Origin of the sequence: Lelliottia nimipressuralis (genome assembly GCF_004115925.1) — a bacterium.
Taxonomy (GTDB): domain Bacteria; phylum Pseudomonadota; class Gammaproteobacteria; order Enterobacterales; family Enterobacteriaceae; genus Enterobacter; species Enterobacter nimipressuralis.
This window is the reverse complement of record NZ_SDDX01000004.1, coordinates 185948-201821: the sequence shown is the minus strand read 5'-3', so window position 1 is coordinate 201821 and position 15874 is coordinate 185948. Positions and strand designations below refer to the sequence as shown.

Below are 15874 nucleotides of genomic sequence, written 5' to 3'. Positions count from 1 at the left end.
TGCTTTGCCGGGTGTAACTCCGCGTTAACGGCCCAGGTTTTTGCAGGAACAAAAAGCCCGGTGCCAACAGGCAAAAACTACCCGCGAAGACGTTTTGCCAGATGCACCGCCACATCCACACCGCTGCGCTCAAGCGAAACCGCTTCGCCTTCCCACGCCGCCTGTCGCGTCAGGCACGTCAGCACACCGCCGGGAGGCATTTCTATCGCCAGTCGCGCCTCACGCTCGTTGGCGGAAATCACTGCCTCCTGCCAGCGCACCGTACGCGCCATGTTCATGGCTAAATCGTCGGCAATTTTCTCCGGCGCCCATAATACGCGTCCGGTACTGCCACTGAGCCAGGCACAGCGCGGGCGAGAAAGGGTCACATGGCTGAACGCCTCCGCCAGTTTCTGCGCCGGTGCCGCCAGCAGTTCACAATGTGAAGGCACACTCACCGCCAGCCGATGGGCTTTATTCGCGCCCTTCTCCAGCGCGCGTTTTGCCACTTCGGCCATTCCCTCATCGGTGCCGGCAATCACAATCTGCGTTTCCGCGTTAAGGTTAGCGATGTACGTGCCAGTGCCCGCGAGCAGCGCCTCCACCTGTGGCAGCGTCAGCCCCATGATGGCCGTCAAACCGTAGCCGTGGGGATACGCCTGCTCCATCAAATCACCGCGCAAGGCCACCAGCCGAAGCGCGTCGGTAAACGTCAGTGCACCGGCGATCACGGCAGCAGGATAAGCACCAATCGACAGACCGCTGACAATATCTGGCGTCACGCCGCGTCGTTCCAGTTCTCGCGCCCAAGAAACGCCAGCGATCAGAAGAGACAGTTGCACCGCGCGGGTGTGTTTCAGCGCGTCGGGGGAATCCAGCCGATCCGCTTCTTCGCCCAGAACTTCGCGCGCTACCGCTCTCTCTGTACCCGGCAGGTCCTGCAGCATGCCTGCACGCTGCGTCCCCTGTCCCGGGAAGGTAAACAGAATTTTCATGACTCCTCCCTGCCCCACGGGTCGGCCACCAGGCGCGGCCCACGATGCGTTTTTAGCAGCGCTCTCCCCTCGCGCAACCACTCGTTCAGCGCGAACCCGCCCGCAGGGGTTTCCACCTGCGTATCCACGCGGCACAACGCACTACCGAGCTGCGCCGCCCAGCGCTGGAACGCTTCCTGAGGAAGCGGCACGGCGCCCGGATCAGCAGATCCAGATCGCTCTCGGCATGGATCACCGGAACGCCGGTTGCCAGCGCGTAGCCGGTACTGCCGGTTATCCCCCACGTCCAGGACCACGCCTGCTGCGCAACCTGAAACGCCACCTGCACGGGCGGCTGGGTGATAAACGGCGAGCGCAGCAAATCGGTCGCGACGCTTAAATTTTCCGGAGATACCACACGGGTCACGCGCTCGGGGTTAACCCAACCGGCGGCGCGTTGCTCGCGCTTCAAACCGCGCACGCCGACGGGGATCCGTCCGGTACCATCAACATCACGCCGCACCACCACAGGCAGACCGGTATGCCACACGCCATCCACCCAGGATTCGGTGATACCTTCCAGCGCGTCGCGCGCGTTAAGCCAGATAAGATCGTGCGGGCGTAATGTTGGGATCATAATTACATTCCTGAAGTCAGCGAGATAAACAGCGGCAGAGACAGGATACACAGGACCGAGCTTAACAGCAGCACCGCTTCTGCATCAGGAGACTGCACGCCAAAACGGTTGCCGAAGACCACGCCAAAGAAACCGGCGGAGAGCGCAATCATCAGAATTGCCGTGATCGCCACAGATCCATGCAGACCGAAAATCAGCACCAGACCCCAGGCAATGGCAGGCTGAATCAGCAGTTTGGCGATAGTGGACGTGATCACCATGGTGTTGATTTGCAGTTTACGCGCAGAGAGGATCACCCCGGTCAGGAACAGCGCTGCCGCCGTAGCCGCCAGACCCAGCGGTTTAATCGCCGCCAGAACCAGTTCCGGCATTTTGATACCGATAGCCGACAGAATTACCCCAAGCAGCGGGCCCATTACGATCGGTTTTTTGATAGAGCGCCACATCAGCACCGGCAGCATCGCCAGAGTCGAACCGCTGTTGCCGCCTTCGGCGCGCGCTTTTTCGCGCTCCAGAATCAGCAGGCAGAACGGCGTCATCAGGACAGAACCACAGGCGATGGAGACCGCCACGGAGAGCGAGGTGGACGAACCTTCCCCGAGCACGCTGCCGAGAATGGGCAGACCGAGCGCCGCATAGTTAGGCAGGGCCACCGTCAGGGTCAGTACGGCCGCATCCTGCGGGGATTTTTTAAAGACCTTGGTGGCCAGGAAATAGATCGCCGCGTAGGTGATCCACATCGCCAGCGTCAGCACCAGAATCAGTGGCGACTGGGCGAGGATACCCGTCCACGGGGTTTGTACTGTGGCACTAAACAGCGCCGCAGGCAGCGCAAAATCCATCACAAAGATATTCAGCAGGGAGACATTTTTGTTGTCGACCATTTTGGCCTTACCGGCCCAGAATCCCAGCAGCATGATGACAAAAATCGGAGCAAGAGCATGAACAATTACGTAAGTCATAAATCACCTGTAATTTAAAAAAAGAGATAGCACTGGCGCGATGATTATTATTTTCAGGATGCAGGTTTCCGCGCAGGCGCAGCGAGTGCGCCCACGAGGTCCTGCATCTGGCAGGACTTTTTTTTTAATTACCAGCTTGCTCGCATACGTTCGCGTACCAGAGCAGAGCTGCGGCGGTTGTCAGCACCCAGACGGCTTTTCAGCGAGGTGTCCTGACGTGCGTCGTTGATGGCCTGTTGCAGAGTGGTTTTCACCTGCGCCAGATCGCTGTCGGAAGGGGCGTCCGGATTGCTGATGTCCAGCAGATCGGCGAGCAGTCCCAGCGTGGCGTAGTTACTGATGTCGTACGCCATTGGCGGGATGGTGGCCGCCAGTTTTTCCAGCGCATCGACGGTGCGCAGGGTGATACGTGCGGCAGACTCTTTGCCCATCGCATGAATCAACACGCCCTTGTCGTTAAAGGCAATCAGGCGGTTTGCCTGGTAGCCGTGTGCCAGGAAAGCACCCGACATCGCTTTACCGACGATGAGGCCGATGACCGGATGACCGGCCAGACGCGCATTGGCATACGCCGCAGCTGCACCGGCCAGCGCCTGATGGATGCCGAACGCCTCTTCGCGACGGCCATACGCCTGGCTGGGTACGTCAATCACCGCCACGATAGGGCGTTTAACGGCTTTATCGGCATCAGCGGCAATGGTTTCGCTCACCACTTTAGCCAGCGTCCAGCCCTCCAGCAGCCCCACTTCACCCTGCGCGGCGCGCGGGAAATGGTTGTTAGCATCCGGGACCACGGCAACGAAACGTACGGTTTCACCGTTCAGTTCACCGTCAGCGGCCTGCACGGACGGGCATAGCCCTGACAGACGTTGGGCATGTGGGGCGAGCGTTTGCAGCCAGAGTTCGCCGCGGCTGATTGTAGTAGTCATCATTTCACCTCCCGGGCAAAAAGCGCATGGATCTGTTCGGTATCCGCCTGTTTGCGGGTGTCGAAATGGCTCAGACGATTCAGATAATCGTCATAGTTATCGGTGCGATGCGCAGCCGGAACCCCTTTGGCAATGGCCTCGTTCATCGCCTGTTTCACCGCGTTCACGCCGTCACCCACCAGCGCATCCACCAGACCACTTTCATAGCGGATTTCGCCGCCGGTCATGCTCCAGATAAACGGACGGTCGCGTGAGTCGTACTCATCAATCCCGGCTTCCTGCTCGATAACCTGCGGGCCGTTAAGACCGAGACGTGCTTCGCGGGTGACAATCAGATAGCTGCACAGGGCCGCCGCAATCGACATCCCACCGAAGCAACCGACGGTCCCGGCGACAATCCCGATGACCGGCGTATAACGACGTAAATCGACAATCGCCGCGTGAATATCAGCAATCGCCGCCAGACCGAGATTCGCTTCCTGCAGACGAACGCCGCCGGTTTCGAGGCAAAGCACCGCCTGTGTCGGAATACCGTTGCGGTTATCTTCTGCCGCCAGCTCCAGCGCGGCGGCCATTTTGGCCCCTGAGACTTCGCCCATACTGCCGCCCTGGAACGCGCCTTCGATCGCCACGACGACAGCGGGCTGACCGTTAATGGTCCCTTTCGCGACCACCATCCCGTCGTCTGCCTGCGGCACGATACCCTGTGCGCCGAGCCACGGAGAGGTAATGCCTTCAAACGGGTCCAGCAGTTCACGGTAGCTGCCATCGTCCAGCAGCGCGTGCGCACGCTGGCGCGCTTTTAATTCGATAAAACTCAGATCGTCACGCATGGCTCACCTCTTCAAAGACCTGTTCAATACGAATGCGCGCCACGCCAGGGGTGGCACCAAAGTCATGAATGGTGAGGCGACCGGCAGGCAGGCTGCTCACGGTGTGCAGACGGTTGAATAGCGCCTCCCAGCGACCACGGCTGTTGTCAACGGAAGTGGTGATATCGATGGTTAAGGTCTGGCTCTGGTCGGCGGTGAATAACACCTCCATATCACCAGAACCGACAACCCCTGCCAGCGCCCTGCCGCTTACTTCGCGGCTGGCTGGCACGGTCAATGTGATTTTTTCCATAACATCCTCTTAATGCTTTGAATAAGGCGTCTCGACGCGGTCGAGGAACAGCGTGGCGGCAAGCAGATCGGCGGCACCACCCGGAGAGGCGTTGAGCGCCAGCATCCGGCGGTCAAGTTCCGCCAAAGCGCGCTGGCCTTCCGGCTGCGCGGTTCCGCCCGCATTCAGCACGACGCGAGCGCCGTCCTGCATTGTCTCCAGCCCTTCCATCCCGGCGCGGGAGAGCACGCAGGTGTCGGTCAGCGAGGTCATGATGGCCATCAGCGCATCAAGCCTGGCGTGCGATTCGCTGCTGCCGTTCAGGCGGCTGAGACGAAGCTGCGGCAGTGCCCGTTGTAAAACGTGTGGGAACGCCTGCTGCGCCTCTTCACGTGCGCCCGGCACCCGGTAGCGGTGCGTGGCGCGAAGCCCTTTGCTGAACACTTTCGGGGCGGCGTCATCGGGCAGCGTGGCCAGTTCGGCTGCAGTCCGTGCGATAGTCTGCGGACGCGCGTCGCCGCCCAGCATCGCTACCGCACTTACCAGCAGCCCGAGCGCCCAGATTGCGCCACGGTGGGTGTTCACTCCCTGGGTGGCCGCCATCATGTTCTGCTCGCCCTCACGGCCGAGCCTGCCGATGGTTTGTCTGAGCGCAATGTCGGCCGGACGCTGCCAGCTTTGCTGTGCCAGTGCCTGAAACGTGGGGGTCAGGCTGTGCGCGGAACGCTCCATTAACGCGAGCGAGAGATCCAGGTGCGCGCCATTCCCCCGACTGTCCACCAGACCGGGTTTCGGGCTTAATCGTGCTTCGTCAATCAGACACTGCGTGGCGGTTCGCGCCAGCCATTCGGCACCGCCTTCAACCTGAATCTGTGGCAGAAGTTTCATTACCAGCTCCGGAATTTCGCAGGTGGGTTGTAAAGACCGCCAGACCATTCCACCAGGTCAGAGACACTCCCGGCTGCCAGCAGAGATCGGGTCGCATCGGTACGACGAATACCCATATCTTCCGGATAGACCACTTTGCCACTCTGGCGCAGCGCAGCGACGCGTTTGGCGTCCACGCCCAGGCCGATGTCGGTGATCCCGGCCACTGCCGCAACCATTGCGCGGCGCTCTTCGAGATTTTCAGCGCGATAGAGGTACGCAATCCCCTCTTCGGTGAGCACGTGCGTCACGTCATCGCCGTAAATCATGACTGGCGCCAGCGGCATCCCGGAGGTTTTCGCCACTTCAACGGCATCGAGTTTTTCCACGAAGGTCGGTTTAACGCCCGCCTGGAAAGTTTCCACCATCTGCACCACCAGCTTTTTACCGCGCTGCATCGGGTCTGGTTCGGTGATCATGTTGAGCCATGCTGGTGTGGCATGACGACGACCGTGGGGATCGTGGCCCATGTTTGGCGCACCGCCGAAGCCCGACAGGCGACCGCGGGTCACAGTCGAGGAGTTGGCATAGCCGTCAACCTGGAGGGTTGAACCGATAAACATATCCACCGCGTACTGGCCTGCCAGCTGGCAGAATGCACGGTTAGAACGCATAGAGCCGTCGGCACCGGTAAAGAACACGTCAGGACGGGCACGGATGTACTCTTCCATCCCCAGCTCACCGCCGAAGCAGTGAACGCTCTCGACCCAGCCGCTTTCAATCGCCGGAATCAGCGTAGGATGCGGGTTCAGGGTCCAGTGCTTACAGATTTTACCCTTCAGACCGAGCTGTTCGCCGTAGGTCGGCAGCAGCAGCTCAATCGCAGCGGTGTTAAAGCCAATACCGTGGTTCAGAGACTGCACCTGGTGTTCCGCGTAGATGCCCTTAATCGCCATCATCGCCATCAGGATGTGTTCTTGTTTGATGAGACGCGGGTCGCGGGTAAAGAGCGGTTCGATGAAGAACGGCTTGTCGGCAACGACCACGTAATCAATCCACGAGCCAGGAATATCGACGCGCGGCAGCTCGCACTCGTCGTCCACCAACTCGTTCACCTGAGCGATGACGATCCCGTCGTGGAACGCGGCGGCTTCCACCAGTGCAGGCGTGTCTTCGGTGCTTGCGCCGGTATACAGGTTGCCTTTGCGGTCCGCTTTAAAACCGGCAATCAGCGCCACGTTCGGTGAAAGATCGACGTACAGGCGGGAGTAGAGTTCGATGTAGGTATGAATGGCGCCGATTTCGAGCTGGCCGTCCTCCAGCAGCTGCGAAATACGCAGGCTTTGGGTTCCGGAGAAGGAGAAATCGAGTTTGCGGGCGATGCCCTTTTCGAAGATATCGAGATGCTCGCTGCGACCGACGCTTGGCATGATCATATGCAGGTCATGCACGATTTGCGGATTGACCTCGGCCAGTGAACGGGACAGAAAATCAGCCTGCTTTTGGTTGTTGCCTTCCAGTACGACTTTATCGCCCGGAGCAATCAGTTTTTCCAGCATGGCGACAAGATCGTCGGTTGGCAGAACCTTGCCTTGCACCGGGACGGAAGCCAGGCGGCGCGCTTTTTCAGTGCGACGCGTGTTCCAGACCCGGGCGGGTGTTTGCCCAGATAACATTATTAACCTCCTGATTCAGCACATCATTCTGATTTGCTTAACGCTGAACAAAGTGTGCGCTCTGGTGAGAAAGGCATCAATTAAGCGTAGTGTGGAATCATTAGCCTGAGAGTAATAATCGAGGTAAAGATTTGTGATCGAGATCAGTTCGCATCGCGCGAAAAAATGCCAGAGGTGGCAGAAATGGCTGAATCGGAGGTAAACGCTCTTCGTTTTTATAAACAGGGTACAATTCGGAAGGTATAGTAAATGACTGACAAGAATTAACATTGCATCGTTATGACTCAAATTATTCCATCAGATTTCGACATCGCAAGCGATGAGAGCGCAGCATTCGTCCCCATGCGGGGTGTGGCGAACCCACATCTGCAGACCATGCTGCCGCGGATTTTGCGCCGAAAACTGCAGTTTACGCCGCACTGGCAGCGCCTCGACCTGCCGGACGGAGATTTCGTGGATTTAGCCTGGAGCGAAGATCCCGAACAGGCCAGGCACAAACCGCGTCTGGTGGTGTTTCATGGCCTGGAAGGGAGCCTGCACAGCCCCTATGCCCACGGGCTGATCCACGCGGCAAAATCACGCGGCTGGCTCGGCGTCGTGATGCACTTTCGCGGCTGCAGCGGCGAGCCGAATCGCCGTGAGCGAATTTATCACTCTGGCGAAACCGAAGACGGCACCTGGTTTTTACACTGGTTAAGCAATACCTTCGGCACCGTGCCGACGGCCGCCGTAGGCTACTCCCTGGGCGGTAATATGCTCGCCTGCCTGCTGGCAAAAGAGAGCAATAACGTTCCGCTGGATGCGGCGGTGATTGTCTCCGCGCCGTTCATGCTTGAGCAGTGCAGCTACCATATGGAAAAGGGTTTTTCGCGGGTCTATCAGCGCTATCTGCTCAACCTGCTGAAAGCTAACGCCGCGCGTAAGCTAAAGGCCTATCCGGACACCCTGCCCATCAGCCTGCAACAGCTGAAGCGGATGCGCCGTCTTCGCGAGTTTGACGATCTGATCACATCGAAGATCCACGGCTTTGCCGACGCGATCGACTACTATCGTCAGTGTAGCGCGATGCCATTGCTGAACCAGATCACCAAACCGACGCTGATCATCCATGCGAAGGATGATCCCTTTATGGATCATCACTCGATTCCGGCCCCGGAACATCTGCCTGCAAACGTGCAGTATCAGCTGACCGAACACGGCGGCCACGTCGGCTTTATCACCGGGACGTTGCTTCGCCCGAAAATGTGGCTGGAATCGCGCATCCCTGACTGGTTAACCCCATTTCTGGAGAGAGTAAAATGATGATTCCCTGGCAGGATCTGGCTCCCGAAACGCTGGATAGCCTGATTGAAAGCTTTGTATTACGCGAAGGCACCGATTATGGTGAACATGAGCGTTCGCTCGAACAAAAGGTCGCCGATGTAAAACGGCAGCTACAGAGTGGCGAGGTGTTGCTGGTGTGGTCTGAACTGCACGAAACCGTCAACATCATGCCGCGCAATCAGTTTCGCGGTTGATTGTTCCATCTTTCCAGTCAGGGAGTTGCTATGTCCGCCAGACATCCGGTTATTGCCGTTACGGGTTCGAGTGGTGCGGGAACCACCACCACCAGCCTCGCTTTTCGCAAGATTTTCGCACAGCTCAATCTGCGCGCTGCCGAGGTTGAGGGCGATAGCTTTCATCGCTTCACCCGTCCTGAAATGGACATGGCTATCCGCAAGGCCCGGGATTTAGGTAAACACATCAGCTATTTCGGGCCAGACGCCAACGACTTTGGCCTGCTGGAACAAACTTTTCAGGACTATGGCCACACGGGAAAAGGTCAGTCGCGTAAATATCTGCACACCTACGATGAAGCGGTGCCATGGAATCAGGTTCCTGGCACATTCACGCCGTGGCAGCCCCTGCCGGAGCCGACGGACGTGTTGTTTTATGAAGGATTGCACGGCGGCGTGGTAACGCCGCAGCACGACGTGGCGCGCCACGTGGATCTGCTGGTCGGCGTGGTGCCGATTGTCAATCTGGAGTGGATTCAGAAGCTGACCCGTGACATGAGCGAGCGCGGCCATTCGCGTGAAGCGGTGATGGATTCGGTCGTGCGCTCGATGGAAGATTACATCAACTTCCTGACGCCGCAGTTCTCGCGCACCCACATCAACTTCCAGCGCGTCCCGACGGTGGACACCTCTAACCCGTTTGCGGCGAAAACAATTCCGTCGCTGGACGAGAGTTTTGTGGTGATTCACTTCCGCAATCTGGAAGACATTGATTATCCCTGGCTGCTGGCGATGCTGCAGGGTTCATTCATTTCCCATATCAATACATTAGTGGTCCCGGGCGGGAAGATGGGGCTGGCGATGGAATTGATCATGATGCCGCTGGTGCAACGGCTGATGGAAGGCAAGAAGATCGCCTGAGTTCAGTCGTCGGGAAGCGCTTCGCTATCCGGCTGAATCATGCGGTGACAGGCCCGGCAAGCGTAGCGCTACCGGGCATTGTGTTAAGCGTCGATCACTTCGTACGAATGCGTAATGTTCACCGCTTTTTCCAGCATCAGCGCCACAGAGCAGTACTTCTCCGCAGACAGATCCACCGCGCGGGAAACCGCCGCATCCTTCAGCTCTTTACCGGTGACGATAAAATGCAAGTTGATGTGTGTAAAGAGACGTGGCGCCTCTTCGCGACGCTCAGACGTCAGCTTCACTTCGCAGTCCGTCACGTCATGACGGCCTTTCTGCAAAATGGAAACCACGTCAATCGCGCTGCATCCGCCCGCCGCCATCAGCACCACTTCCATCGGGCTTGGCGCTTTATCTCCGGAGTTGCCGTCCATCAAAATCTGGTGTCCTGAAGCGGATTCGCCAAGGAACGTTAAACCTTCAACCCATTTCACACGCGCTTGCATTTTCATTAACTCCAAAGTTGCATTTTTCCGAACAGATTACGCGTGCGTTACAATTCTCGCAACGGAAGGCGACCTGCATCATGCTGAAGCGAGACACCAGGAGACACGCGGCTAAAGCTATGCTAAAACAGTCTCGATGCTACAGTAATACATTGACGTTACACATGTATGCAGAGGACATCAAACTTTACTGGCTGCGAACAGTGCGACAGCCACTTCCCAGGTACGGGTAAGAATTCGATTGCAACCCCAGAGTCAGGATGCGATTTTGACTCTGAGACAGCTTATAACAGAGGATAACAGCGCATGGTGCTTGGCAAACCGCAAACAGACCCGACTCTCGAATGGTTCTTGTCTCATTGCCACATTCATAAGTACCCATCGAAGAGCACGCTGATTCACCAGGGTGAAAAAGCGGAAACGTTGTATTACATCGTCAAAGGCTCGGTGGCAGTGCTGATCAAAGATGAAGAAGGGAAAGAGATGATCCTTTCTTATCTGAACCAGGGCGATTTCATCGGTGAACTGGGCCTGTTTGAAGAAGGCCAGGAACGTAGCGCCTGGGTGCGTGCGAAAACCGCGTGTGAAGTTGCAGAGATCTCCTATAAGAAATTCCGCCAGCTGATCCAGGTAAACCCGGACATCCTGATGCGTCTTTCTTCGCAGATGGCTCGCCGCCTGCAGGTCACTTCCGAGAAAGTGGGTAACCTCGCCTTCCTGGACGTAACAGGCCGCATCGCGCAGACCCTGCTGAACCTGGCGAAACAACCTGACGCCATGACCCACCCGGACGGTATGCAAATTAAAATTACCCGTCAGGAGATTGGTCAGATCGTCGGCTGTTCTCGTGAAACCGTTGGCCGTATCCTGAAAATGCTGGAAGATCAAAACCTGATCTCCGCTCACGGTAAAACTATCGTGGTCTACGGAACGCGTTAATTCCGGAACGAACGGCGTGCCATCGCAAGGTGTCACGCCGTTTTTGTCTCTGACGAACATGTGGCGCAGGCTGATTTATCACCCCGAAGTTAACTACGCACTACGTCAAACTCTGGTGTTATGTCTTCCCGTGGCTGTCGGTTTAATCCTGGGCCACCTGCAACATGGGCTGTTGTTCTCTCTCGTTCCTGCCTGCTGCAACATCGCCGGTCTCGATACACCGCATAAACGCTTTTTCAAACGCCTGATTATCGGCGGCTGCCTGTTCGCCGGATGTAGCCTGGCCGTGCAGCTGCTGCTGGCCCGTGATATCCCGCTGCCGTTAATCCTGACCGTGCTGGCGATGACGCTGGGCGTCACGGCGGAGATCAGTTCGCTGCACGCTCGCCTGCTGCCCGCCTCACTGATTGCCGCGATTTTCACGCTGAGCCTCGCCGGAAATATGCCCGTCTGGGAGCCGCTGCTGATCTATACGTTCGGTACCCTGTGGTACGGGCTGTTTAACTGGTTCTGGTTCTGGATGTGGCGGGAGCAGCCCCTGCGCGAATCCCTGAGCCTGCTCTACGTCCAGCTCGCGGACTATTGCGAAGCCAAATACACCCTGCTGACGCAACACATGGACCCGGAAAAATCATTGCCTCCGCTGCTTACGCGCCAGCAAAAAGTGGTCGACTTAATCAGCCAGTGCTATCAGCAGCTGCACATGCTGGCGGCCAATAAAAACCATGAATACAAGCGACTGCTGCGTGTCTTCCAGGTGGGGCTTGATCTGCAGGAGCATATTTCGGTCAGTCTGCATCACCCGCAGGAGGTGCAAAAACTGGTGGAACGCAGCCACGCCGAAGCGGTGATCCGCTGGAATGCCCAGACGGTCGCGGCGCGCCTGCGGGTGCTGGCTGACGATATTCTTTACCACCGTTATCCCACGCGTTTTACGATGGATAAACAGCTGGGCGCGCTGGAGAAAATTGCCCGTCAGCATCCGGATAATCCGGTTGGGCAGTTCTGCGCGTGGCACTTTAGTCGCATCGCACGCGTACTGCGCACTCAGCGCCCGCTCTACCCGCGCGACCTGATGGCCGATAAACAAAAGCGTCTGCCGCTGCTGCCGGCACTGAAAAGCTATTTATCACTGAAATCTTCCGCCCTGCGCAATGCCGCACGCATCAGCGTGATGCTGAGCATCGCCAGCCTGATGGGCGTCGCGCTGCACTTACCCAAGCCCTACTGGATTTTAATGACCGTGCTGTTTGTCACCCAGAATGGCTATGGCGCGACGCGCGTGCGAATACTGCACCGTGCGCTCGGGACGTTTGCCGGGCTGGTGATTGCCGGGATCACCCTGCACTTCCATGTTCCTGACGGCTATACCCTGCTGGGAATGCTGGTCATTACCCTGGTCGGCTATCTGATCATCCGCAAAAACTACGGCTGGGCAATGGTCGGGTTTACAGTGACGGCGGTATACACCCTGCAACTGCTGACCCTGAACGGCGAGCAGTTTATCGTGGCGCGGCTGGTGGATACATTGATTGGCTGTCTGATCGCCTTTGGCGGCATGGTCTGGCTGTGGCCACAGTGGCAGAGCGGGCTGCTGCGCCAGAACGCCCACGACGCCCTTGAAGCGGACCAGCAGGCCATTCGTCTGATCCTGAGCGACGATCCCAAACCTTCGCCGCTGGCGTACGAGCGCATGAAGGTCAACCAGGCGCACAACGCGCTGTATAACTCCCTCAACCAGGCGATGCAGGAGCCGGGCTTTAATTCAGACTATCTGGCAGATATGAAACTGTGGGTGACGCACAGCCAGTTCATCGTCGAACACATTAACGCGATGACGACCCTGGCGCGCGAGCACACGATGCTGACGCCGGATCTGGCGCAGCGCTATTTGCAGTCGTGTGAAATTGCATTGCAGCGTTGTCAGCAGCGTCTGGAGTACGACGCGCCGGGAGAGTCGGGAGACTCGAACATTCTGGAAGCGCCAGAGACGCTCACCCACGGGCCGATGAGCACTCTGGAGCAGCATTTACAGCGCGTAATAGGACATCTGAACACCATGCACACCATTTCGTCGGTGGCATGGCGTCAGCGTCCGCATCACGGGATTTGGCTGACGAGGATTATGCGCCGTAAGACGTCGTGAGGTTTGCGGCTTCGTAGGTCGGAACAAAACGTAGCCGCGACTCCATTAGCCCTGAACGATCTTCTTCACTGCACTGGCAAAGCGGTTCATACCGTCATCGATATCCTGCCCTTCAATCACTAGCGAAGGCGCAAAGCGCATCACATCCGGCCCGGCATTCAACACCATCAACCCTTCGTGGGCAGCGGCGTGGAGGAAATCGCGCGCGCGACCTTTGTACTGCGGCTTCAGTTCCGCACCGACCAACAGCCCCATGCCACGAATATCGCTGAACACGTCGTGCTGCGCGTCGATCTGCTGGAGATGCTGCACAAACTGCTCACGCTTCGCGTTTACGCCGTTCAGCACTTCCGGGGTGTTGATAATATCGAACGCCGCCCCGGCGATCGCGCACGCCAGCGGGTTGCCGCCATAAGTGGAGCCGTGAGAGCCAACGTGGAAGGCCGAGGCGATCTCTTGCGTCGTCAGGACGGCGCTCACCGGGAAACCGCCGCCGAGCGCTTTGGCGCTGGTCAGGATATCTGGCGTTACGCCGTAGTGCATATAGGCAAACAGATCGCCGGTACGGCCCATACCGCTCTGCACTTCATCAAAGACCAGCAATGCCTGATGCTCATTGCATAGCTCGCGCAGTCCTTTCAGGAATTCTGGCGTCGCGGCCATCACGCCGCCCTCGCCCTGGATCGGCTCCACCACCACCGCGCAGGTGTGATCGTCCATCACCGCTTTGACCGCATGCAGATCGTTAAACGGCACGTGGATAATATCAGCAGGTTTTGGACCAAAACCGTCGGAATATTTCGGCTGCCCGCCCACGGAAACGGTGAACAGCGAACGGCCATGGAAGGCGTTATGGAATGCAATAATCTTGCTTTTGTATGGGCTGTGACGCGTGGAAGCGTAATAGCGCGCCAGCTTAAAGGCGGTTTCATTGGCTTCGGTGCCGGAGTTCATGAACAGCACACGCTCGGCAAAGGTGGCATCAATGATCTTACGGCCCAGGCGCAGCGCCGGTTCGTTGGTGAACACGTTGCTGGTGTGCCACAGGGTTTCCCCCTGGGTTTTCAGCGCCTCAACCAGCGCCGGATGGCAGTGCCCCAGCGCCGTCACCGCAATGCCGCCCGCGAAATCAACGTACTCTTTGCCCTGTTGATCCCATACCCGACAGCCTTTCCCTTTCACCGGGATAAACTCCGCCGGTGCATAAACCGGCAGAATCACTTCATCGAATGTTGCGCGCGTAATTGCAGGTTGTTCAGTTGCCATGTCATGCCCGTCCGTTTTATGTCACATTAATTGTGAAAATATAATCACAAAATATGCATAAAAAATCACAACAAGGCAATAAAAATTCAGCGATTGAGGAAATTGGCGAGAAGCTGGTGGCCCTGTTCGCTCAGAATGCTCTCCGGGTGGAACTGCACCCCTTCGAGGTCCCACTCGCGATGGCGAATGCCCATGATCTGCCGGGTGTCGCTCCAGGCGGTGACGTCAAAACACGCGGGAAGCGTGGGCGGGTCGATCACCAGCGAGTGGTAGCGCGTAACCGTCAGCGGGTTATTCAGCCCCTGAAACACGCCCACGCCGGTGTGGGTGACCGGTGAGGTTTTGCCGTGCATCACGCGTTCGGCACGAACAATGGTCGCACCAAACACCTGCGCGATAGCCTGATGACCGAGACAAACCCCCAGAATCGGCAGTTTGCCGGAATAGTGGCGGATGACCTCCAGCGAAATACCCGATTCGTCAGGCGTACACGGCCCTGGTGAAATCACGATTTTCTGCGGGGCCAGTGCGTCGATATCAGCCAGCGTAATGTCATCGTTGCGCCGGACAATGACCTCTGCACCCAGTTCACAAAAGTACTGGTAAAGGTTCCAGGTAAAGGAATCGTAGTTATCAATCAGCAGGATCATGGCGGCTCCGGGACAAAAATAGCCGCCCTATTCTACTCAGTTTCCCGCGCTTCGCTCACTACTTTGGCAAAGATGGCGTTGAGCGCGGTCAGATCGCCCATCGCCCCGCTCTGGTTGGCCGCCGACCACTCATCCGGATCGATCCCCTGCCAGCTCAGCTGATAGCCCGCGTGGATCGCCAGCTGCTCGAAGAAGACGCGCTGCGCGATGCCGTTGCCAATGCGAAACGGGTGCAGCACGTTAATCTCGCAGTAGTAGTGGCTGAGTCTGGCAATAAACGCCTCGCGCTCAAGACCGGTCAGATAGTGCTCCTCCTCCAGGTCCTGCATCAGGGCGTTGCCCTCTTTTTCGATGTAGGCAAAATGGCAGAAACGGGTATCGCCCTGATAAATATCGACCTCACGAATTGCCCCCGCCCAGCTAAAAATATCCTGATAAAGGTGGCGATGGATGGCGCACAGATGCGGCAATCCGCGGGCCGGCGGGCCGAGAGGCAGCGTGGCCGCGCGCAGGGCGGTGAGTTCGTAGGAGGCCTGTGCCAGACGCTCCGCCTGACGAATACTGAGCGCATTACGCATCACATTCAGGCCGGGATAGAGGTACGGATCGCGGTCGTCACCAATTTTATCGCTCATAGTGCCTCCTGAGTTCCTGGATACGAACCTCGGCGTCCTGCGCACTGAGCGTGACTAACGGGCTATCGACGCCTTCGAGACGGCGGCTGGCCTGGAAATTGGTATTTCGCTGTTGCTCCCAGAGACGGGATTTTTGCTTATCGGTGAGTTTTTTCACTTAACGCCTCCCTGAATGTGTCCGTTTGCCACAAGTATAAGCAGCAAA

General features: G+C 57.7%; 17 protein-coding genes and 1 pseudogene. 5 read left to right on the top strand and 13 right to left on the bottom strand.

Going from position 1 to position 15874, the window contains the following annotated elements; all coding sequences use genetic code 11:
• Positions 1–77: 77 nt before the first annotated feature.
• The 8 genes and pseudogenes from mdcH to mdcA form a co-directional block, all read right to left on the bottom strand.
• Entirely contained in the window at positions 78–974 is an 897-nt protein-coding gene (mdcH, locus tag ETG88_RS04785) for a malonate decarboxylase subunit epsilon (protein WP_129034802.1), read from the bottom strand.
• Positions 971–1590: pseudogene (locus ETG88_RS04780) on the bottom strand (malonate decarboxylase holo-ACP synthase). Before ETG88_RS04780 ends, mdcH begins: the two are co-directional and overlap by 4 nt.
• A 2-nt stretch (positions 1591–1592) precedes the next feature.
• On the bottom strand, positions 1593–2552 hold the full coding sequence (locus tag ETG88_RS04775; RefSeq protein WP_100778633.1) for an AEC family transporter: 960 nt from the start codon (positions 2550–2552) through the stop codon (positions 1593–1595).
• 128 nt (positions 2553–2680) lie between these two features.
• A complete protein-coding gene (mdcE, locus tag ETG88_RS04770) occupies positions 2681–3481 on the bottom strand; it encodes a biotin-independent malonate decarboxylase subunit gamma (protein ID WP_129034816.1) in 801 nt (266 codons plus the stop codon).
• Positions 3481–4314: a biotin-independent malonate decarboxylase subunit beta gene (locus tag ETG88_RS04765; protein WP_129034801.1), complete on the bottom strand. Its 834-nt coding sequence runs from the start codon at positions 4312–4314 to the stop codon at positions 3481–3483. Before ETG88_RS04765 ends, mdcE begins: the two co-directional genes overlap by 1 nt.
• The gene (mdcC, locus tag ETG88_RS04760; protein WP_100778631.1) at positions 4307–4606 is read right to left on the bottom strand and encodes a malonate decarboxylase acyl carrier protein; all 300 of its coding nucleotides are present in this window, start codon (positions 4604–4606) and stop codon (positions 4307–4309) included. Before mdcC ends, ETG88_RS04765 begins: the two co-directional genes overlap by 8 nt.
• Positions 4607–4615: 9 nt before the next feature.
• On the bottom strand, positions 4616–5473 hold the full coding sequence (locus tag ETG88_RS04755) for a triphosphoribosyl-dephospho-CoA synthase (protein ID WP_129034800.1): 858 nt from the start codon (positions 5471–5473) through the stop codon (positions 4616–4618).
• The gene (gene mdcA / locus ETG88_RS04750; protein ID WP_129034799.1) at positions 5473–7128 is read right to left on the bottom strand and encodes a malonate decarboxylase subunit alpha; all 1656 of its coding nucleotides are present in this window, start codon (positions 7126–7128) and stop codon (positions 5473–5475) included. The genes ETG88_RS04755 and mdcA overlap by 1 nt, the downstream gene beginning before the upstream one ends.
• 279 nt (positions 7129–7407) lie before the next feature.
• On the opposite strand from mdcA, the gene ETG88_RS04745 reads away from it, so the two are divergent.
• Genes ETG88_RS04745 through ETG88_RS04735 form a run of 3 tightly spaced genes read left to right on the top strand, consistent with a single transcriptional unit; the run spans position 7408 to position 9545 of the window.
• Positions 7408–8430, top strand: coding sequence for a hydrolase (locus ETG88_RS04745; protein WP_129034798.1), 1023 nt, complete (start codon positions 7408–7410; stop codon positions 8428–8430).
• Positions 8427–8645: a YheU family protein gene (locus tag ETG88_RS04740; RefSeq protein WP_095283693.1), complete on the top strand. Its 219-nt coding sequence runs from the start codon at positions 8427–8429 to the stop codon at positions 8643–8645. Before ETG88_RS04745 ends, ETG88_RS04740 begins: the two co-directional genes overlap by 4 nt.
• Positions 8646–8675: 30 nt before the next feature.
• Positions 8676–9545, top strand: a complete 870-nt coding sequence (locus ETG88_RS04735; protein ID WP_100778627.1) for a phosphoribulokinase — start codon at positions 8676–8678, stop codon at positions 9543–9545.
• Between the two features lie 83 nt (positions 9546–9628).
• On the opposite strand, the gene ETG88_RS04730 is transcribed toward ETG88_RS04735, so the two are convergent.
• A complete protein-coding gene (locus ETG88_RS04730; protein WP_100780801.1) occupies positions 9629–10033 on the bottom strand; it encodes an OsmC family protein in 405 nt (134 codons plus the stop codon).
• Between the two features lie 306 nt (positions 10034–10339).
• Here ETG88_RS04730 and crp point away from each other — a divergent pair, with 306 nt between their 5' ends.
• Positions 10340–10972 carry a cAMP-activated global transcriptional regulator CRP gene (gene crp / locus ETG88_RS04725; protein ID WP_000242758.1) on the top strand — a complete coding sequence of 211 codons (633 nt, stop codon included), beginning with the start codon at positions 10340–10342 and terminating at the stop codon, positions 10970–10972.
• 58 nt (positions 10973–11030) lie between these two features.
• Positions 11031–13118, top strand: coding sequence for a YccS/YhfK family putative transporter (locus ETG88_RS04720; RefSeq protein WP_129034815.1), 2088 nt, complete (start codon positions 11031–11033; stop codon positions 13116–13118).
• A 45-nt stretch (positions 13119–13163) separates the two neighbouring features.
• On the opposite strand, the gene argD is transcribed toward ETG88_RS04720, so the two are convergent.
• The 4 genes from argD to ETG88_RS04700 form a co-directional block, all read right to left on the bottom strand.
• The gene (argD, locus tag ETG88_RS04715) at positions 13164–14384 is read right to left on the bottom strand and encodes a bifunctional acetylornithine/succinyldiaminopimelate transaminase (protein WP_129034797.1); all 1221 of its coding nucleotides are present in this window, start codon (positions 14382–14384) and stop codon (positions 13164–13166) included.
• An 86-nt stretch (positions 14385–14470) separates the two neighbouring features.
• The gene (gene pabA, locus ETG88_RS04710; protein WP_129034796.1) at positions 14471–15034 is read right to left on the bottom strand and encodes an aminodeoxychorismate synthase component 2; all 564 of its coding nucleotides are present in this window, start codon (positions 15032–15034) and stop codon (positions 14471–14473) included.
• Between the two features lie 32 nt (positions 15035–15066).
• The gene (locus ETG88_RS04705; protein ID WP_100778623.1) at positions 15067–15669 is read right to left on the bottom strand and encodes a putative adenosine monophosphate-protein transferase Fic; all 603 of its coding nucleotides are present in this window, start codon (positions 15667–15669) and stop codon (positions 15067–15069) included.
• On the bottom strand, positions 15659–15826 hold the full coding sequence (locus ETG88_RS04700; protein WP_100778622.1) for a YhfG family protein: 168 nt from the start codon (positions 15824–15826) through the stop codon (positions 15659–15661). Before ETG88_RS04700 ends, ETG88_RS04705 begins: the two co-directional genes overlap by 11 nt.
• Positions 15827–15874 lie beyond the last annotated feature (48 nt).

Excerpts from the sequence above, each read along its gene's own strand:
- ETG88_RS04730 (WP_100780801.1), bottom strand. The coding sequence starts at position 10,033 with ATGCAAGCGCGTGTGAAATGGGTTGAAGGTTTAACGTTCCTTGGCGAA.
- ETG88_RS04740 (WP_095283693.1), top strand. The coding sequence starts at position 8,427 with ATGATGATTCCCTGGCAGGATCTGGCTCCCGAAACGCTGGATAGCCTG.
- ETG88_RS04745 (WP_129034798.1), top strand. The coding sequence starts at position 7,408 with ATGACTCAAATTATTCCATCAGATTTCGACATCGCAAGCGATGAGAGC.
- ETG88_RS04735 (WP_100778627.1), top strand. The coding sequence starts at position 8,676 with ATGTCCGCCAGACATCCGGTTATTGCCGTTACGGGTTCGAGTGGTGCG.
- mdcH (WP_129034802.1), bottom strand. The coding sequence starts at position 974 with ATGAAAATTCTGTTTACCTTCCCGGGACAGGGGACGCAGCGTGCAGGC.
- mdcA (WP_129034799.1), bottom strand. The coding sequence starts at position 7,128 with ATGTTATCTGGGCAAACACCCGCCCGGGTCTGGAACACGCGTCGCACT.
- pabA (WP_129034796.1), bottom strand. The coding sequence starts at position 15,034 with ATGATCCTGCTGATTGATAACTACGATTCCTTTACCTGGAACCTTTAC.
- ETG88_RS04775 (WP_100778633.1), bottom strand. The coding sequence starts at position 2,552 with ATGACTTACGTAATTGTTCATGCTCTTGCTCCGATTTTTGTCATCATG.
- crp (WP_000242758.1), top strand. The coding sequence starts at position 10,340 with ATGGTGCTTGGCAAACCGCAAACAGACCCGACTCTCGAATGGTTCTTG.
- ETG88_RS04765 (WP_129034801.1), bottom strand. The coding sequence starts at position 4,314 with ATGCGTGACGATCTGAGTTTTATCGAATTAAAAGCGCGCCAGCGTGCG.
- ETG88_RS04720 (WP_129034815.1), top strand. The coding sequence starts at position 11,031 with ATGTGGCGCAGGCTGATTTATCACCCCGAAGTTAACTACGCACTACGT.
- mdcE (WP_129034816.1), bottom strand. The coding sequence starts at position 3,481 with ATGACTACTACAATCAGCCGCGGCGAACTCTGGCTGCAAACGCTCGCC.
- mdcC (WP_100778631.1), bottom strand. The coding sequence starts at position 4,606 with ATGGAAAAAATCACATTGACCGTGCCAGCCAGCCGCGAAGTAAGCGGC.
- ETG88_RS04705 (WP_100778623.1), bottom strand. The coding sequence starts at position 15,669 with ATGAGCGATAAAATTGGTGACGACCGCGATCCGTACCTCTATCCCGGC.
- argD (WP_129034797.1), bottom strand. The coding sequence starts at position 14,384 with ATGGCAACTGAACAACCTGCAATTACGCGCGCAACATTCGATGAAGTG.
- ETG88_RS04755 (WP_129034800.1), bottom strand. The coding sequence starts at position 5,473 with ATGAAACTTCTGCCACAGATTCAGGTTGAAGGCGGTGCCGAATGGCTG.